The sequence below is a fragment of the Streptomyces sp. R21 genome, assembly GCF_041051975.1.
GTDB lineage: Bacteria > Actinomycetota > Actinomycetes > Streptomycetales > Streptomycetaceae > Streptomyces.
Window position 1 is genome coordinate 7,608,227 of record NZ_CP163435.1, and the last position, 16,241, is coordinate 7,624,467.

Annotated in this window: 15 protein-coding genes; 4 read left to right on the forward strand and 11 right to left on the reverse strand. The window is 70.4% G+C overall.

Annotated features, from left to right (window positions below):
* Positions 1-29: 29 nt before the first annotated feature.
* Both AB5J56_RS33795 and AB5J56_RS33800 read right to left on the reverse strand, forming a co-directional pair.
* Positions 30-1,298: an MFS transporter gene (locus AB5J56_RS33795; protein ID WP_369238305.1), complete on the reverse strand. Its 1,269-nt coding sequence runs from the start codon at positions 1,296-1,298 to the stop codon at positions 30-32.
* Positions 1,299-1,390: 92 nt separating this feature from the next.
* Positions 1,391-2,341 (reverse strand): S66 peptidase family protein, encoded by a 951-nt coding sequence (locus AB5J56_RS33800; RefSeq protein ID WP_369238307.1) that lies wholly within the window; start codon positions 2,339-2,341, stop codon positions 1,391-1,393.
* Between the two features lie 101 nt (positions 2,342-2,442).
* On the opposite strand from AB5J56_RS33800, the gene aroQ reads away from it, so the two are divergent.
* Positions 2,443-2,916 carry a type II 3-dehydroquinate dehydratase gene (aroQ, locus tag AB5J56_RS33805; protein WP_369238309.1) on the forward strand — a complete coding sequence of 158 codons (474 nt, stop codon included), beginning with the start codon at positions 2,443-2,445 and terminating at the stop codon, positions 2,914-2,916.
* A 54-nt stretch (positions 2,917-2,970) separates the two neighbouring features.
* Here aroQ and AB5J56_RS33810 read toward each other — a convergent pair whose 3' ends face one another.
* The 5 genes from AB5J56_RS33810 to AB5J56_RS33830 form a co-directional block, all read right to left on the reverse strand.
* A complete protein-coding gene (locus AB5J56_RS33810; protein ID WP_369238311.1) occupies positions 2,971-3,735 on the reverse strand; it encodes an amino acid ABC transporter ATP-binding protein in 765 nt (254 codons plus the stop codon).
* Complete coding sequence (locus AB5J56_RS33815) at positions 3,732-4,649, reverse strand: amino acid ABC transporter permease (RefSeq protein ID WP_369238313.1); 918 nt, start codon at positions 4,647-4,649, stop codon at positions 3,732-3,734. Before AB5J56_RS33815 ends, AB5J56_RS33810 begins: the two co-directional genes overlap by 4 nt.
* A complete protein-coding gene (locus tag AB5J56_RS33820) occupies positions 4,646-5,530 on the reverse strand; it encodes an ABC transporter substrate-binding protein (RefSeq protein WP_369238315.1) in 885 nt (294 codons plus the stop codon). The genes AB5J56_RS33815 and AB5J56_RS33820 overlap by 4 nt, the downstream gene beginning before the upstream one ends.
* A gap of 357 nt (positions 5,531-5,887) precedes the next feature.
* Positions 5,888-6,544: an MBL fold metallo-hydrolase gene (locus tag AB5J56_RS33825; RefSeq protein WP_369238317.1), complete on the reverse strand. Its 657-nt coding sequence runs from the start codon at positions 6,542-6,544 to the stop codon at positions 5,888-5,890.
* A 10-nt stretch (positions 6,545-6,554) separates the two neighbouring features.
* Entirely contained in the window at positions 6,555-7,244 is a 690-nt protein-coding gene (locus tag AB5J56_RS33830) for a maleylpyruvate isomerase family mycothiol-dependent enzyme (protein WP_369238319.1), read from the reverse strand.
* 223 nt (positions 7,245-7,467) lie between these two features.
* Here AB5J56_RS33830 and uvrA point away from each other — a divergent pair, with 223 nt between their 5' ends.
* On the forward strand, positions 7,468-10,554 hold the full coding sequence (uvrA, locus tag AB5J56_RS33835; protein WP_369238321.1) for an excinuclease ABC subunit UvrA: 3,087 nt from the start codon (positions 7,468-7,470) through the stop codon (positions 10,552-10,554).
* Positions 10,555-10,650: 96 nt separating this feature from the next.
* Here the strand turns inward: uvrA and AB5J56_RS33840 are convergent, their stop codons facing one another.
* A complete protein-coding gene (locus AB5J56_RS33840) occupies positions 10,651-11,229 on the reverse strand; it encodes a YceI family protein (protein ID WP_369238323.1) in 579 nt (192 codons plus the stop codon).
* A 100-nt stretch (positions 11,230-11,329) separates the two neighbouring features.
* Here AB5J56_RS33840 and AB5J56_RS33845 point away from each other — a divergent pair, with 100 nt between their 5' ends.
* Entirely contained in the window at positions 11,330-12,184 is an 855-nt protein-coding gene (locus tag AB5J56_RS33845; protein ID WP_369238325.1) for a helix-turn-helix domain-containing protein, read from the forward strand.
* A gap of 79 nt (positions 12,185-12,263) precedes the next feature.
* Here the strand turns inward: AB5J56_RS33845 and AB5J56_RS33850 are convergent, their stop codons facing one another.
* Together AB5J56_RS33850 and AB5J56_RS33855 are read right to left on the reverse strand one after the other, a co-directional pair.
* On the reverse strand, positions 12,264-13,169 hold the full coding sequence (locus AB5J56_RS33850) for a carbohydrate kinase (protein ID WP_369238327.1): 906 nt from the start codon (positions 13,167-13,169) through the stop codon (positions 12,264-12,266).
* Entirely contained in the window at positions 13,166-14,350 is a 1,185-nt protein-coding gene (locus AB5J56_RS33855) for a LacI family DNA-binding transcriptional regulator (protein WP_369238329.1), read from the reverse strand. The genes AB5J56_RS33850 and AB5J56_RS33855 overlap by 4 nt, the downstream gene beginning before the upstream one ends.
* A 173-nt stretch (positions 14,351-14,523) precedes the next feature.
* On the opposite strand from AB5J56_RS33855, the gene AB5J56_RS33860 reads away from it, so the two are divergent.
* Positions 14,524-14,946 carry a Rieske (2Fe-2S) protein gene (locus tag AB5J56_RS33860; RefSeq protein ID WP_369238331.1) on the forward strand — a complete coding sequence of 141 codons (423 nt, stop codon included), beginning with the start codon at positions 14,524-14,526 and terminating at the stop codon, positions 14,944-14,946.
* A 22-nt stretch (positions 14,947-14,968) separates the two neighbouring features.
* On the opposite strand, the gene AB5J56_RS33865 is transcribed toward AB5J56_RS33860, so the two are convergent.
* The gene (locus tag AB5J56_RS33865; RefSeq protein ID WP_369238333.1) at positions 14,969-15,916 is read right to left on the reverse strand and encodes a hypothetical protein; all 948 of its coding nucleotides are present in this window, start codon (positions 15,914-15,916) and stop codon (positions 14,969-14,971) included.
* Between the last annotated feature and the right edge of the window lie 325 nt (positions 15,917-16,241).

A 16,241-nucleotide genomic window follows, 5' to 3' on the forward strand; every position in this document is an offset into this window, starting at 1 on the left:
CCCCGCGCACGCACCGCCGGTCACGCCGGTCAGTCCGTGGCCGGTGCCACCGCCAGCCGCCGCACCGGGAGCGTCTCCGGCAGCAACGCGAAGCACCCGAGGCTGAGCAGGGCGATCCCCGTCAGATACGCGGCCACACCCCAGGGGACCCGCTCCCCGTGCGCCACCGCAGTCGCCACGATCGGCGTGAGCGCGCCCCCGAGCACCCCGCCCAGGTTGTAACCCACCGCGGCGCCCGTGCAGCGCACCCGGGGCTCGTACAACTCCGGCAGACAGGCGGCGATCACGGCGAACATGGTGATGAACGCGAGCAGCGCCACCACGAAGCCGAGAAACATCAGCAGCGGCTCACCGGTCGACAGCAGCGCGATCATCGGGAACATCCACAGCGCGGCGGCCGCACAGCCCGCCAGACACAGTGGCCGCCGCCCGTAACGGTCGCTGAGCACCGCCACCAGCGGCGTCAGGGACCCCTTCACCACCACCGCGGCCATGATGCAGCCCAGCATGACGGTACGGCTCACACCGAGCCGCTCGACGCCGTAGGCGAGCGCCCAGGTCGTCACGGCGTAGAACACCGCGTACCCGACCGCGAGTCCACCGGCCGTCAGCAGCACCAGCCGCCAGTGGTCACGCACCACCTCGGCGAGTGGCACACGCGCGTGCTCCCGCATTTCGAGAAACCGCGGACTCTCCGCGAGCGAACTGCGCAGCCACAGCCCCGCGGCCGCGAGCACTCCCGCCGCCCAGAACGGCACCCGCCACCCCCACGCCGCGAACTGCGCGTCGGACAGACCGGCGGACAGCGCCAGCATCACGCCGTTGGCCAGCACGAACCCCAGCGAGGGGCCGATCTGCGGAAAGCTCGACCACAGGCCGCGCCGCCCGGCGGGCGCGTGCTCCGCCGTCAGCAGCACCGCCCCGCCCCACTCCCCGCCGAGCCCGAGCCCCTGCACAAAACGCAGCACAAGAAGGAGCACGGGAGCGGCTGTACCAATCGTGTCGTACGTCGGCACACAGCCGACCGCGACGGTCGCCGCACCGGTCAGCAACAGCGAAGCGACCAGGACCGGCCGCCGCCCGCGCCGATCCCCGAGGTGCCCGAAGAGCACCGACCCGAGCGGGCGCGCGACGAACCCGACGCCGAACGTCCCGAAGGCCGCCAGCGTCCCCGCCAGCGGCGAGAACGTCGGGAAGAACAGCGGCCCCAGGACCAGCGCGGCCGCCGTCCCGTAGACGAAGAAGTCGTAGAACTCGATGGCCGTCCCGGCGAGCGAGGCCGCCGCGAGCCGGAGCATGGAAGGCGCCCTTACGGAGCGTACGTCGTGCATGCCGCGTCAACTACCCACGGTGACCGCCGGTTACGGGGCGTGCGGGGGCGTACGCCGAGTCAGTAGGTGACGGTGATGCGCCGCGCGGGACCGTCGGCGCGCACCGTGCCGCCGTAGGGGATGACCAGTTGCGGATCGGTGTGACCGAAGTCCACATCGAAGACAACCATCATCTCTGGGGCATACATGCCGAGGGCCTTGAGGACGGCCTCGCGCTGCTCCCGCGCGTAACGCGCCTTCGCCTCGGCGTCGTTGGGGCGTTCGAAGGACCATGCCTTCGCGCGCCCCATCAAGAGGGCGGGGAAGCGTTGCAGCAGTCCGCGCTCGCCCATGCTGCGCAGGATCCAGAAGACGTCGTTGGCGCTCGGCATGTCCTCCGAGGTCTCCAGGAACAGCACCTGGCCGTCGTACACGGAAGTGTCGTGCGCGATCTCGCGGTCCGCCATCAGCAGCCACGACAGGATCTCGATGTTGCCGCCCCAGGAGCGCGCCTCGACCACGCGGTCGGGGCGGTGCCAGATCCAGCCGCCGCCCGGTTCCGTCGCGGGCTCCGAGTCGAAGGTCGCCGGGTCCTGCCAGGGACGGTTGACGTCCCCGAAGCGCTCGGCGGGCCGCAGTTCGTAAGGTCCGGACGTGAAGAGCGCGGCCCGCAGCGACTCGGCCGTCAGCTTCGGGTTCGCGCGGATCAACTCCCGGTCCAGCAGCGGCAGTACGGTGATCTGGTCGTCGCCGCCGATCGAGGCGATCACGGCCTTGACCGTGGGGTCGGCGAACGCCGCGTGGATGTCGTCGGCCCGTTCCCGCGGCGTCGCACCCATTTTCCGGGTCGTCGGATACTCGACCGGTTCGAGGCCGTACTCCTTGCGCAGCCGTTCCAGGCCCAGTTCGTAGGGGAGCGGCAGGAGCCCCGGAAGCCCCGAGGACGGCGAGAGCACGGCTATGCGGTCGCCGGGTGAGGGCTTGGGCGGATACGACGGAAGGCACGGCGCAGGGTCCGACGGTGTGGTCATGGCGGGAGGGTACGGCCCGTCGTCGCGCCGGCGCACCGTGATAAACCGGGTCTGAGCAGCGGTCCTCGACGGGCCGGCAGACCTGAAGGACCGGAGGAACCGTGCCCCGCACCCTCGCCAACGCCCCGATCATGATTCTCAACGGGCCCAACCTGAACCTGCTCGGGCAGCGTCAGCCGGAGATCTATGGCTCCGACACGCTCGCCGACGTCGAGGCGCTGTGCGCCAAGGCGGCGGCCGCGCACGGCGGCACGGTGGACTTCCGCCAGTCCAACCACGAGGGCGAGTTGGTGGACTGGATCCACGAAGCGCGCCTGAACCACGCCGGCATCGTGATCAATCCGGCCGCCTACTCGCACACGTCCGTCGCCATCCTGGATGCGCTCAACACCTGCGACGGCCTTCCTGTGGTGGAGGTCCACATCTCCAACATCCACCAGCGCGAGGAGTTCCGGCACCACTCGTACGTCTCGCTGCGCGCCGACGGCGTCATCGCGGGGTGCGGTGTGCAGGGGTACGCGTTCGCGGTGGAGCGGGTGGCCGCGCTGGCGGGGGCGGGGCAGGCGGACGCCTAGGCGACCCGTACCGGCCGAGCGGGGATCGCAGGGCCCCCGTCGGCCGGGCCCGGTTCAGAGGCGGCCCGCCTCCACGATGCGCCGCAGGAACTGCCGGGTGCGCTCCTCGCGCGGGTCGCCGAAGACCTGCTCGGCCGTGCCGCGCTCCAGCACGGTGCCGCCGTCCAGGAAGCAGACCTGGTCGGCGACCTCGCGGGCGAAGCCCATCTCGTGCGTGGCCAGCACCATCGTCATGCCGTCGTCCTTCAGGTCCCGGACGACGGTGAGGACCTCGCCCACGAGCTCCGGATCGAGGGCCGCGGTGATCTCGTCCAGGAGCAGCAGCCGGGGCCGTACGGCCAAGGCGCGGACGATGGCCGCCCGTTGCTGCTGGCCGCCGCTGAGCCGGTCCGGGTACTCGCCCGCCTTGGCGCCGAGTCCGAGCCGCTCCAGCAGCTCAACCGCGTGCGCTTCCGCGTCCGCCCGGTCCACGCCGTGCACGCGGCGCGGCGCGAGGGTGATGTTCTCCAGGACGGTCATGTGCGGAAAGAGGTTGTACGCCTGGAAGACCACGCCGATCCGGCGGCGCACCGCATCTTGGTCGGCACGCGGGTCGGTGATCTCCTCGCCGTCCAGCCAGATCGCGCCGTCGTCGATCTCCTCCAGGAGGTTCGTGCAGCGAAGCAGCGTCGACTTGCCGGACCCGGAGGCACCGATCAGCGCGGTCACCGTGTGCGGGGCGACCTCCAGATCGACGTCCCGCAGCACGACGGAGCTGCCGAAGGTCTTACGGACGGACTCCATCCGCAGGACGGGGGAGGCGTCGGGGGTGGCGGTCATATGGTCCCTCCCTGAGCCCGCCGGCGGTCCATGCGGGCCGTGACCCAGTCCGTGAAGCGGGTCATCGGGATGGTCAGCGCCACGAAGAGCAGGCCCGCGACGATGTACGGAGTGAAGTTGAGGCTGCGGCCCTCGATGATGTCGGCCGCGCGTACGGCGTCGATCGCGCCGCCGATCGACACGAGCCCGGTGTCCTTCTGGAGCGACACCAGGTCGTTGAGCAGCGGCGGCACCTGGCGCCGTACGGCCTGAGGCAGCACTACGTAGCGCAGCGACTGCCGGTTGCTGAGACCCAGCGAGCGGGCCGCCGCACGCTGCGAGGGGTGGACGGACTCGATGCCGGCGCGGAACACCTCGGCGACGTACGCCGAATACGTCAGCGTCAGCGCCGTGCCGCCGAGCAGCACCGGGTCGACGGTGACGCCCTGCAGCCGCAGCGCGGGAACCCCCAGAACGACGATGATCAGGTTGATGATCAGCGGGAGCCCGCGGAAGAAGTCGGTGTACGCGGCCGCCAGTACCCGGAGCGGAAAGAACACCGGGCCGCGCAGCGTGCGGGCGATGGCGATCAGCATGCCCAGGACGATGACGGCGGCGCCGCACACCAGCAGCAGCCGGATGTTCAGCCACAGCCCCTTGAGGACCTTGGGGAACGCCTCGCGCGCGTACTGGCCGCTGAAGAACGTCTCCTTGGTCACCTGCCAGCCGGGTGCGTTGACCACGACGAAGTAGAGGACAAGGCCCGTGACGAGGGTGGACAGCGCCGCGATCGCGGTGGCGCGGCGGGCACGGCTGCTCTTGTAGCGCTCGCGTTCGAGCCGCCGCGCCGAGGGGATGTAGCCGTCGCCCGCGCCGGGCATGTCACCGTTGTCGTCCGCGCCCTCCTGGCCGGACTCCTGCTTCGTCACGGTCACTTGAGCACCGGGGCGTCGACGGCGTCCGAGAGCCACTGCGTCTCGATCTTCGCGAGCGTGCCGTCCTTGCGCAGGGCGTCCACGGCGCCCGTCACGCAGGAGGTGAGCGCGCTGCCCTTGTCGAGTACGAGCCCGAACTGCTCGGGCGTGCCGCCCTGGTTCTCGAACTGCCCGACGATCTTCGCGTTCGTCACCTCGGCCGCCGTGATGTAGAAGGCGGTCGGCAGGTCGGTGACGATGGCGTCGACCTGGCCGTTCTTCAGCGCGGCCTTGGCCTGGTCGTTCTTGGCGTACGCGGCGGCCTCCTGAGTGGGCTTCACCACGTCGCTGATGTAGTCGAGGCTGGTGGTGCCCACCTGGGCGCCCAGCTTCAGGCCCTTGAGGTCCGCGATGCTCGTCGCCTTCGCGGCCTTGGAGCCCTTCAGCGCGATGACGGCCTGGCGCACGTCGTAGTAGCCGGACGAGAAGTCCACGGCCTTCTTGCGCTCGGCGCTGATCGACACCTGATTGATGTCGAAGTCGAAGGTCTTCTCACCGGGCGCGAAGGCCTTGTTGAAGGGGATGCTCTGCCAGACGACATCGCTCTTGGCGTAGCCCAACTGCTTGGCCACGGCATACGCGACCGCTGACTCGAACCCCTTGCCGCTGGCCGGCTTGTCGTCCTTGAACCACGGCTCGTACGCGGGCTCGTCGGTCGCGATCGTCAGCTTGCCGGACGCCTGCGTGCCCAACGTGCTCTTCGCGCAGGTCTGCTTGCCGGAAGCGGAGGCTTTGCCCGATGCCGTCGTCGACGGCTGCGGAGCGCAGCCGACCGCGGTGGCGAGCAGAGCGACAGTGGCGGCGGAGACGGCGCGGCGCAGGGCGCTTCTGGCAATGTGCATGGCGGGAGAGTGGCAGTGCACCCTCCTGTTTGTCGAGGTCACGGGCGCAACTGTCCGCATAGTGGGAACGGGTGTTGCGTTCTTGTGAACACCGGCTGAGAGGTGCGCCGGGGCCGCCGGCCGAGGGCGGGGATCGGAAGGCCGGCGGCCCGTTCCGCGCAGGAGCCGTCTTCCTGTGCGGGGCTACCTCCAGTGGACTGCGCCAATGTAGGCGCCGGGAGCGCGCGCATGACACCGGCGCGTGCGCTCGGTTCACACGGGGCGCGTGACGGCGTGCGTGGTGGGGGAGTGCGCGCCGGGCGCGCGACGCCTCATCAGCCCCCCGCGCACAACACCCAGCTGTGCGCGGGGCGTGACTCACCAACCCCGCGCGTGCCACTCCGGCAGATGCGGCCGCTCCGCGCCCAGCGTCGTGTCGTTGCCGTGGCCCGGATAGACCCAGGTCTCGTCCGGCAGCTCGCCGAAGATCTTCGTCTCGACGTCGTGGATGAGACTGGCGAACGCCTTCGGGTCCTTGCGTGTGTTGCCCACACCACCCGGGAACAGACAGTCCCCCGTGAACACATGAGGGTGCCCGTGCGGGTCGTCGTAGACCAGGGCGATGGAGCCCGGCGTGTGGCCCACCAGATGGCGCGCCGTCAGCTCGACGCGCCCCACCCGGATCGTGTCGCCGTCCTGGACGGGTACGTCGGTCGGCACCGGGATGCCCTCGGCGTCGTCCCGGCCCGCGTAGGTGCGCGCACCGGTGGCCGCGACGACCTCCGCGAGCGCCTGCCAGTGGTCGCCGTGCTGATGCGTGGTGACGACGGACGCGATGCCGTCGTCACCGATCAGCGAGAGCAGGGTCGAGGCGTCGTTGGCCGCGTCGATCAGCAGCTGCTCGTCGGTGGCCCGGCAGCGCAGCAGATAGGCGTTGTTGTCCATCGGGCCGACCGCGACCTTGGAGATCATCAGATCCTGCAGCTCGTGCACATCGGCCGGACCGCCGACCTTCACCGCTCCGCTGTACGTCATGACGGCCAGCCTATAGCGGAGGGAGCGCCGGCAGCGGCCCGCCGGAGGTGCTCAGCGCCGAGCCGTCGCGGCGGCCGGAGAGCCAGCCGAGCAGGTCGGGTGCGGGACCGGTCACGGTGATGTCGAAGCCGTCCTCGGCGGCGCGACCGGTGCTCCACGCGCGCGCGTGGTCCGTGATCCGGGTGGGCGGCACATCGGGGTGCCCGGAGAAGCGGTCGGCGAGAAACGCGATCTCCCGCTCCACGAACTCCTCCGGAAGGTCCTCCAGCTCGTACCCGATCCCGAGATCGACATGGTGCAGCTCCACCTCGACCCACCGCCGGAACGGCACCCGGGACGCGGAGTCCGTGACCCCGTTGCGCAGCTCCACCGTCCGCGACCAGTCCGCGGGCTCGGCCCCCGTGTCCTGGAAGCGGGCCGCGCTCTCGCGTACGTCCGTGAGCTGTACGTCCAGGGGGCGCGGCGCGTCCCGCTCGATGTCGGTGTCCCGCACCTCGGCGGAGGAGTACATGGGGCGCCCGGCGAGCACGTTCACGAGCGCGTCCGCGTTGCGGGCGAGGTGGGCGAGCACATGGCCGCGGCTCCAGCCGGGAAGCCGTGACGGCTCGGCCACGGAAGCGTTGTCCAGTTTGGCGGCTGCGGTGAGCAGCCGTTCGGTCGCGTCACGTACAGACGCCAGGTCGCGCACATGATCAATCATGAGGCCGACCCTAGTCCCGCCACACGTTTGGGTGAAGGTGGTCGGCCATCGCCGTAAATCGAATGTGCGTGCTATAGGCTCGGGCGCGGCGTCGGGCATGCTGGAGAGCCCGGGATTGTTGTGAACCAGGGAAACCCGACCGGCGCTGTCAGTGGCTCCCCCTAGTCTGGAATCGACGGGGGCCTCGCCCCTGTCACTTCTCTCAAGAAAGGTGCGGACCGGCGTGGCCGACCGTCTCATCGTCCGTGGAGCGCGCGAGCACAATCTGAAGAATGTCTCGCTCGACCTCCCGCGCGACTCGCTCATCGTCTTCACGGGCCTGTCGGGGTCGGGCAAGTCCTCGCTGGCCTTCGACACGATCTTCGCCGAGGGGCAGCGGCGCTACGTCGAGTCGCTCTCGTCGTACGCCCGGCAGTTCCTCGGCCAGATGGACAAGCCGGATGTGGACTTCATCGAGGGTCTCTCCCCGGCGGTCTCCATCGACCAGAAGTCGACCTCGCGCAACCCGCGCTCGACGGTCGGCACCATCACCGAGGTCTACGACTACCTCCGCCTGCTCTTCGCGCGCATCGGCAAGCCACACTGCCCCGAGTGCGGCCGTCCGATCACCCGCCAGTCGCCGCAGGCCATCGTCGACAAGGTCCTGGAGCTGCCCGAGGGCAGCCGCTTCCAGGTGCTGTCGCCGCTGGTGCGCGAGCGCAAGGGCGAGTTCGTGGACCTGTTCGCCGACCTCCAGACCAAGGGGTACAGCAGGGCCCGGGTCGACGGCGAGACGATCCAGCTCACCGAGCCGCCCACGCTGAAGAAGCAGGAGAAGCACACCATCGAGGTGGTCGTCGACCGCCTCACCGTGAAGGACGGCGCCAAGCGCCGCCTCACCGACTCCGTGGAGACCGCCCTCGGGCTCTCCGGCGGCATGGTCGTCCTCGACTTCGTCGACCTGCCGGCCGACGACCCCGAGCGCGAGCGCATGTACTCGGAGCACCTGTACTGCCCGTACGACGACCTGTCCTTCGAGGAGCTGGAGCCCCGCTCCTTCTCCTTCAACTCGCCCTTCGGCGCCTGCCCCGAGTGCACCGGCATCGGCACCCGCATGGAGGTCGACGCCGAGCTGATCGTCCCTGACGAGGACAAGTCCCTCGACGAGGGCGCCATCCACCCCTGGTCGCACGGGCACACCAAGGACTACTTCGGGCGGCTCATCGGCGCACTCGCCGACGCGCTGGGATTCCGGACCGACATCCCCTTCGCAGGCCTCCCGCAGCGCGCCAAGAAGGCCCTGCTCTACGGCCACAAGACGCAGATCGAGGTCCGCTACCGCAACCGGTACGGGCGCGAGCGGGTCTACACCACGGGCTTCGAAGGAGCCGTCCCCTTCGTCAAGCGGCGGCACGGCGAGGCCGAGAGCGACGCCAGCCGCGAGCGCTTCGAGGGCTATATGCGCGAGGTGCCCTGCCCCACCTGTGAGGGCACGCGCCTGAAGCCGCTCGTCCTCGCGGTCACCGTCATGGAGAAGTCGATCGCCGAGGTCTCGGCGATGTCGATCAGCGACTGCGCGGACTTCCTGGGCGAGCTGAAGCTCAACGCCCGTGACAAGAAGATCGCCGAACGGGTGCTCAAGGAGGTCAACGAACGGCTGCGCTTCCTGGTCGACGTCGGCCTGGACTACCTCTCGCTGAACCGCGCGGCCGGCACGCTCTCCGGCGGCGAGGCCCAGCGCATCCGACTGGCCACGCAGATCGGCTCCGGACTCGTCGGCGTGCTGTACGTCCTCGACGAGCCCTCCATCGGTCTGCACCAGCGCGACAACCACCGGCTGATCGAGACCCTCGTACGGCTGCGCGACATGGGCAACACGCTCATCGTCGTCGAGCACGACGAGGACACCATCAAGGTCGCCGACTGGGTCGTGGACATCGGTCCGGGCGCCGGTGAGCACGGCGGCAAGGTCGTGCACAGCGGCCCCTTGAAGGAGCTGCTCGCCAACCCCGAGTCGATCACGGGCCAGTACCTGTCGCGCAAGAGGGAGATCGGGACCCCGGACATCCGCCGCCCCGCCGACCCGGGCCGCAAGCTCACGGTGCACGGCGCCCGGGAGAACAACCTCCAGGACATCGACGTCTCCTTCCCGCTGGGCGTCCTCACGGCCGTCACCGGCGTCTCCGGCTCCGGCAAGTCGACGCTGGTCAACGACATCCTGTACACGCACCTGGCCCGCGAGCTGAACGGTGCGCGGAACGTTCCCGGGCGGCACACGCGCGTGGAGGGCGACGACCTCGTCGACAAGGTCGTTCATGTCGACCAGTCGCCCATCGGCCGCACGCCCCGCTCGAACCCGGCGACGTACACCGGAGTCTTCGACCACGTCCGCAGGCTGTTCGCCGAGACGACCGAGGCGAAGGTGCGGGGCTATCTGCCCGGCCGCTTCTCCTTCAACGTCAAGGGCGGCCGCTGCGAGAACTGCTCCGGCGACGGCACCATCAAGATCGAGATGAACTTCCTGCCGGACGTGTACGTCCCCTGCGAGGTCTGCCACGGGGCGCGCTACAACCGGGAGACCCTGGAGGTCCACTACAAGGGCAAGTCCATCTCCGAGGTCCTCGACATGCCCATCGAGGAGGCGCTCGACTTCTTCGAGGCCGTGCCCGCCATCGCCCGCCACCTCAGGACGCTCAACGACGTCGGCCTCGGCTACGTCCGGCTCGGCCAGTCCGCGCCGACGCTGTCCGGCGGTGAGGCGCAGCGCGTCAAGCTCGCCAGCGAGTTGCAGAAGCGCTCCACGGGACGCACGGTGTACGTCCTCGACGAGCCGACCACCGGTCTGCACTTCGAGGACATCAGCAAGCTCATCACGGTGCTGTCCGGCCTGGTCGACAAGGGCAACACGGTCATCGTCATCGAGCACAACCTGGACGTCATCAAGACCGCCGACTGGGTCGTCGACATGGGCCCCGAGGGTGGCAACGGCGGCGGTCTCGTCATCGCGGAGGGCACGCCCGAGCAGGTCGCCGGGGTGCCGGCCAGCCACACGGGCAAGTTCCTGCGCGAGATCCTGGGCGCCGACCGCATCAGCGACGCCGCTCCTCCGATGAAGGCCGCGCGTAAGACGACCGCCAAGAAGACGGTGGCGGCCAAGTCCGCGTCGGCGGCGAAGAAGACGACCACGAAGGCAGTCGACAGCACCGCGACCAAGAAGGCGGCCGCAGCCACAAAGAAGACGGCTGCCACCAAGACGGCCACCGCAAAGACGGCCGCAGCCAAGAAGGCGACCCCCGCGAAGAAGACCACGACGCGGACGCGCAAGGCCTGACAAGGGCAGGGCCGCAAGGCCGCGAAGAAGTCAGACACCTTCGACGCAATACGGCGCCCCACGGGAACTGCCCGTGGGGCGCCGCCCGTTGCACAGTCAGCCGCCCTGCCCCTGCGGCTCGACGAACTGCATGTCCAGCTGGATCTTGACGACATCGCCGAGGAGCCCGGCCCCGAAGTCCAGACCGAAGTCGCTGCGCCGGATCTCGCCCGTCGCCTCGAACCCCGCGTGCTTCCGGTTGTCGGCGACGGAGTCCACCACACCCCCGAACTCGACGGCGAAGGTCACCGGTTGCGTCACGTCGCCGATGGTCAACTCGCCCTCCATCGCCCAGTCCTCGCCCTTGCCCGACACCCGCGTCGAGCGGAAGGCCATGGTCGGGCGCCGGGCGACATCGAGCAGCTCGGGAGAGCGGACATGAGCGTCGCGGTCGGCGTTGCCGGTGTCGATGGAGGCCAGGCCGATGTCGGCGCTCACCTTGATGTCGTCGGCGCTCTCACCGACGTACAACGCGGCCTTCACCTCGCCGAAGCGGCCGCGCACCTTGGCGATCCCGAGATGGCGGATGGTGAAGTTCACGGCGGAGTGGAACGGGTCGAGCTCCCAGTCGCCAGGGAGAAGGGGCAGCTCTTCGGCCGAAGAAGCGGCTGCGGAAGGGGAGTTGTGAGGTGTCATGACCCCACCCTGCGAGCCTCGGGGCACGAGAGGGAGACCGGGCTGAGGCTGGTAGTGACAGGGCCACGATCCGGTCCGCGCCTGTTGGTACGTTCTTGAGGTGAGCGACAACGAACTGGGCACCTTTCTGCGCACCCGTCGTGAAGCCGTCACACCCGCCGAGGTCGGACTGCCCACCGGGCCCCGCCGTCGCACGCCGGGACTGCGGCGCTCGGAGCTGGCCACGCTGGCGGGCATCAGCGTCGAGTACCTCACGCGCCTCGAACAGGGCCGTGACCGCAATCCGTCGCCCCAGGTGCTCGGCGCCCTCGGAGACGCGCTGCGGCTGCCGGTGACGGATCGCTTCCTGATGCGCCGCCTGGTGAAGGAATCCGGGGACGACAAGGTGTTCTGCGCATCGGCGGTGGCGCCCACGCGTACGGTGCGCCCCTCCGTGCAGGCCCTCCTCGACCGCCTCGAGCCCACACCCGCCGTACTGCTCAACTGGATCGGCGACATCGTCGCGTACACCACCGGCTATGAACGGCTCGCCAGGCCACTCGGCCTGCTCGACGGCAGGCACCCCAACATCACCCGCTTCGTGTTCACCGACGAGCGGGCGCGCAGCGTCTTCCAGGACTGGGACCGCGTGGCCGACGAACAGGTCGCCCTGCTCAGGCACGAGGCCTCGCTGCACGACCCTCATGTCGCCGCGTTCGCCGACGAGTTGACCGTGACCGCGGGAGCCGTGTTCAAGGACCGGCTCGACGCCGTCCCGGTCATGCCCCGGCGTGCGGGAACCCAGATCCTCGTACACCCCGAGGCCGGCTCGCTGTACCTCGCGTTCGAGACCCTCGCGCTCCCCGACGACGGCCAGCGTCTGGTCGTCAAGCTCCCCGCGGACGACGCCACGGCCACCGCCCTGGACCGCCTCAACGGCCGCAAGCCCGGGGCCCTGCGCGCGGTCACGGGCTGACCGCCGGGGCGGGCCCGCACGCGTACGACTCAGGTAGGCCCGCGGGCATACGACTCAGATACGCTCGCGTGCGTACGACTCAGGCCAGCTCGTAGGCGTACGGCGGTTCCGCGCCCGCCCGCGAGCAGGTGATCGCCGCCGCACGGGCGGCGAACCGCAGCAGTTCGGTCCAGCCCTCGGTGCCCAGCTCCGCCACCGCCGCCGGGGAGAGGGCGTCGCGGGCGGCCAGGCCGTGCAGCAGGGCCGCGTTCACCGTGTCGCCCGCGCCGATCGTGTCCACCACGTCGACCGGCTCGCCCGGCACCGCGTACTCGGCGCCGTCCCGGGTGAAGACGGTCAGCCCGTCGCCGCCCCGGGTGACCACGACCGCGGAGGGGCCGGACGCCAGCCACTCGCCCGGGGTGCCGCCCAGCCAGCGCGCGTCCTCCTCGGAGAGCTTGAGCAGCGACACCGACGGCAGCCAGCTCTTGAACCTGGCCCGGTAGGCGTCCGCGTCGGGGATCAGCCCCGCCCGGATGTTCGGGTCGAGCGCCGTGAACACGCCTTGTGCGGCCGCGCTCCGCATCAGTTCCTCGTACGCGCTCGCGCCGGGCTCCAGGACAAGCGAGCAGGTGCCGAAGGACACCGCCCGAGTGGCGTCCGGGAGCCGGTCCGGCGCCGTGAACAGGCGGTCCGCCGTGCCTTCGACGTAGAAGGAGTACGCGGCGGAGCCGTCCGTGCCGACCATGGCTACCGCCAGGGTCGTCGGCTCGCTGCCGCGCCGCACCGGCGACACGTCGACGCCCGCCTCGCGCAGCCCGCCCACCAGCGCGTCGCCGAAGGCGTCGCAGGAGATCCGGGAGCAGAAGGCGGTGGGGGAGCCGAGGCGGCCCAGCGCCACCGCCGTGTTGTAGGGGCCGCCGCCGCGCGCCGGCAGCAGGCCCGCGAGCGCGCCCGCCCCCTGCGGTACCAGGTCGATCAGGGCCTCACCGGCGACGACGATCACGACACGCGTCCTTTCTCACGGCTCTCAGTACGTCTGCTGTCTTCGGGGGCCTGGCGACCGGTCCCGGTGTTCTCCGCGCAGCCGCACGAGGTGCGGTGGACGAAGGCGCACGGGAGTCGCACGGTACGGCCGGGGCGCTCCGGTGCGGCCAGCCGGTCCAGGAGCAGCCGGACGGCCTCGGCCCCGATCTCCTTGCTGGGCTGGGAGATCGCGGTCAGCCGGGGTGCGAACAGGTCAGCCCAGGCGAAGTCGTCGAAGCAGCACAGCGCGATGTCGTCCGGCACGGCGAGGCCCCGCTCGCGCAGGGCACGCAGCGCGCCGATGGTCATTGCGTTGTTGGCGGTGACCAGCGCGGTGGGTGGCGCGGCGAGCGACAGCAGGGCGCCGGTGACGCGCTCGGCGGTCTCCGCCGTGGAGTCACCCGGCACCACGAGCCGTTCGTCGTACGGCAGTCCGGCGTGCGCCAGGCCGATCCGGTAGCCGGAGATCCGCTCGGTCGTGGTGCTGAACCCGGGCAGGCCCGCGACCAGGCCGATGCGCTTGTGTCCGAGTGCTGCGAGATGCGTGACCAGCCGGGTGACGGGCTCGGCGTTCTCGGTGCAGACCTGATCGAAGCGGAAGGGGCCGTCTGCCCCGGCCCCAATACCCGCTCCCGCCCCGGCAGTCGCACCGGCACCGGCACCGGCACCGGCACCCGCTCCCGCACCTGCCCCGGCACCCGCACCGCCGGGAGCATCGACCAGTCGGTCCAGGAACACGGTCGGTACCCCGTGCTGCCCGAGATAGCCGAGGAGCGCGTCCGGCTGCGCCGAGGGCGCGACGATCATGCCGTCGACGCGCCGCTCGTGCAGGAGCCGGACGACCTTGTGCTCATGCTCGGGATCGTCGTGCGGATCGGCGATCAGCAGGCTGTAGCCGTGCTCCAGGGCGCCGGTCTCGACGCCCTGGAGGATCTCAGTGAAGTACGGGTTGCTGATCGCCGAGACCGCGAGACCGATGGACCGCGTGCGCGAGGTGACCAGCGAGCGGGCCAGCGTGTTGGGCGTGTAGCCGAGCTCGTCGATGGCGTCGAGGACGGCCTGGCGCGTGTGCGGCCGTACCGGACGCGTGTCGTTCAGTACGTGCGAGACGGTGGCGACGGACACCCCGGCGGTGCGCGCCACGTCGGCCATCGTCGCCATCGCGTTCCCCTCCCTGGGTCCTATGGCCGGGAACGTATCTCATTCTGCTCCAGACGTAAACGCTTACGTAAGCGTTTACGTCTTTCTGGTGGGTCTCACCGGGCCGCCTCGAGGCGGAGTGATCCATGCCGGTATCGTGCATGATGCACCGATCCCCGAGCAGTGGAGACCTCATGTCCGGCCGTTCCTCCGCGAGTCGTCGCACCGTCCTTCGAGGAGCGGCACTCACGCCGGTCGCCGGGCTCGCTCTCACCGCGTGCTCCAACAACGGCGAAGCCACCAACGGGCTGCCGACGGAACCGGTCGAACTGGGCGCGGAGAGCGAGGTCCCCAAGGGCGGCGCCACGCTGTACCGGGATCAGAACATGGTGGTCAGCCGGGCCGAGGACGGCTCCCTGAAGGCGTTCAGCACCATCTGCACGCACGCCGGGTGCCCCATCAACAAGCTGGAGGGCACGACACTCACCTGCCCGTGCCACGGCAGCCAGTTCGACGCCACGACCGGCAAAGTGCTGCACACGCCGGCCACCGTCCCGTTGAACGAGATGTCCGTGAAGGTGAAGGGCGGCACGATCGTCGCGGGTCCGGCGGTCTGACAGGGCGCGACGCCGCGGGCGGTCAGCCCCAGTCCCACCCGATCCCCACGATCCCCGACCGCACCCGCGGCTCGACCAGGTGCACCGAGCGGTGCAGGCCGCTCAGGGGCAGCTCCTGGCGGCCGCTGCGGGGGGCCGCCGCCGAGTGCTGGGTGAACCGGTGACAGCGCACGGGCACCGCCCCCTCGGCGAACCGCACCTGGAGCGCGTACTGCCCACCTGCGAAGCCGAACCCGCGGACGTACTCACTGGACACACCGGCGGTGCCGTCCTCGAACCCGTAGCGGAAGAGGAACGTATCGCCTGCGCGCAACCGCGTGTCGAAGAGCAGCTCCGCCACCAGGATCCCGGTCTCGTGGTGCCAACGCACCCGCCCCGTACGGCAGTTCTCCAGCGCGCGCACCGCCGCGCGCTCCGGAGTGCACCCCGGATCGCCGTGGTGCACGGCCACATAGCGGTCCACGCCGTCCCGGTGGGCGCGCACGATGTGGTGCGATTCGCGCCCCAGCAGCTCGCGGTGCCCGCCGATGCGTACGACCTCATGGTGGCCGATGGTGTGCAGGCCGCCGTCGACGGGCGACTCCAAGTCGGCGAGCAGCCGCTCCAGTACTCCGGACGCCTCGACGTGGGCACGGTAGGAGCGGCCCCCGGGGCGATCCGGGCCGGTGTGTTCGTCGGCCTCGGCGAGCAGTCGGATCAGTGACTCGTCCGGGAGCTGAAGGATCTCCTCCAGGGCGCGCACGGCGCGCAGCGACTCGGGGCGCTGCGGGCGCCGGGCGCCCTGCTGCCAGTAACTCAGGCTCGTCACCCCGACTTTGACCCCGTACCGCGACAGATGGTGCTGCACGCGCTGGAGGGGCAGCCCGCGCGCGGTGATCGCGGCGCGCAACGCGACATGGAAGGGGCCGCCCCGCAGAGCCGTCTCCAGTTCCGCCGTGGCGACGTCCGCGTGCTGTGTGCCGTGCCGCATGCAGGGGCCTTTCTGTGAATGTTCGCAACGGCTGGTCAGACCGTTGAAGCGGATCCTCGGGGCCGCCGGGTCGGCGTGCGGGGAAGCAGTCACGCGCATACGTCGCCATGGACGGCCCCAAGTTCCACCGCATTGAAGCGTGTTGACCAAGTCCCGACAACACCTGTTGCCGCAATGGCTCATCTGTGGCGATTTCCCGGGGCTCGGGGGATCAAGGCGCGGCGCCGAGCAGGTCCCGGATCGCCCGCTCGGACAGCAAGGACTTGTGCAGGAAGCCGCGGACCGGGCTGGCGGCCACGAGCTCCTGGAGGTCCTCCTGAGGGTG

Excerpts from the sequence above, each read along its gene's own strand:
- AB5J56_RS33795 (WP_369238305.1), bottom strand. The coding sequence starts at position 1,298 with ATGCTCCGGCTCGCGGCGGCCTCGCTCGCCGGGACGGCCATCGAGTTC.
- AB5J56_RS33800 (WP_369238307.1), bottom strand. The coding sequence starts at position 2,341 with ATGACCACACCGTCGGACCCTGCGCCGTGCCTTCCGTCGTATCCGCCC.
- AB5J56_RS33830 (WP_369238319.1), bottom strand. The coding sequence starts at position 7,244 with ATGATTGATCATGTGCGCGACCTGGCGTCTGTACGTGACGCGACCGAA.
- AB5J56_RS33820 (WP_369238315.1), bottom strand. The coding sequence starts at position 5,530 with ATGCACATTGCCAGAAGCGCCCTGCGCCGCGCCGTCTCCGCCGCCACT.
- AB5J56_RS33810 (WP_369238311.1), bottom strand. The coding sequence starts at position 3,735 with ATGACCGCCACCCCCGACGCCTCCCCCGTCCTGCGGATGGAGTCCGTC.
- AB5J56_RS33840 (WP_369238323.1), bottom strand. The coding sequence starts at position 11,229 with ATGACACCTCACAACTCCCCTTCCGCAGCCGCTTCTTCGGCCGAAGAG.
- AB5J56_RS33860 (WP_369238331.1), top strand. The coding sequence starts at position 14,524 with ATGTCCGGCCGTTCCTCCGCGAGTCGTCGCACCGTCCTTCGAGGAGCG.
- AB5J56_RS33865 (WP_369238333.1), bottom strand. The coding sequence starts at position 15,916 with ATGCGGCACGGCACACAGCACGCGGACGTCGCCACGGCGGAACTGGAG.
- AB5J56_RS33825 (WP_369238317.1), bottom strand. The coding sequence starts at position 6,544 with ATGACGTACAGCGGAGCGGTGAAGGTCGGCGGTCCGGCCGATGTGCAC.
- AB5J56_RS33855 (WP_369238329.1), bottom strand. The coding sequence starts at position 14,350 with ATGGCGACGATGGCCGACGTGGCGCGCACCGCCGGGGTGTCCGTCGCC.